Source organism: Streptomyces barringtoniae (assembly GCF_020819595.1).
GTDB classification, from domain to species: Bacteria; Actinomycetota; Actinomycetes; order Streptomycetales; family Streptomycetaceae; genus Streptomyces; species Streptomyces barringtoniae.
In genome coordinates this window covers 1-583 of sequence record NZ_JAJHNP010000099.1, presented here as the reverse complement: position 1 = coordinate 583, position 583 = coordinate 1, and the positions used below count along the sequence as shown (strand labels likewise).

Annotated in this window: 1 protein-coding gene; it reads right to left on the bottom strand. The window is 69.5% G+C overall.

Features of this window, described 5'->3' with window-relative positions; translation table 11 throughout:
- Nucleotides 1–583 (bottom strand): acyltransferase domain-containing protein (locus tag LMU33_RS40885; protein ID WP_228627193.1); only part of this gene is annotated, 583 nt, incomplete at both ends.

Genomic DNA, 583 nt, shown 5'->3' with positions numbered 1-583 from the left:
CCAGCATCGGGTCCATGTGCGGGGAGTGGAAGGCGTGACTGACCGTCAGCCGCCTCGTCCTGCGCCCCTGCTCCTCGAAGCGGACCGCAATCTCCAGTGCGGCGTCCTCGGCACCTGCGATGACGACGGAAGTCGGGCCGTTGACGGCCGCGATGCTCACTCGGTCGGTCAGGTACGGCGTGACCTCGTCCTCGGTCGCCTGCACCGCCACCATCGCACCACCGGACGGCAGCTCCTGCATCAGCCGGCCACGCGCCGCGACCAGCGTGCACGCGTCCTCCAGCGACAGCACACCCGCACAGTGCGCCGCCGCGATCTCACCGATCGAGTGACCGGAGAGGAAGTCCGGCTTGATGCCCCACGACTCCAGCAGCCGGAACAGCGCCACCTCCACCGCGAACAACGCGGGCTGCGTGTACGCCGTCCGGTCGAGCAGCCCGGCATCGACACCGAACAGCGCCTCACGCAGGGGCAGTTCGAAGTGGGCGAGGATCTCGTCCAGGGCCTGGGCGAACACGGGGTAGGCCTCGTACAGCTCCCGGCCCATCCCCAGCCGCTGGCTGCCCTGACCGGTGAACAGGAA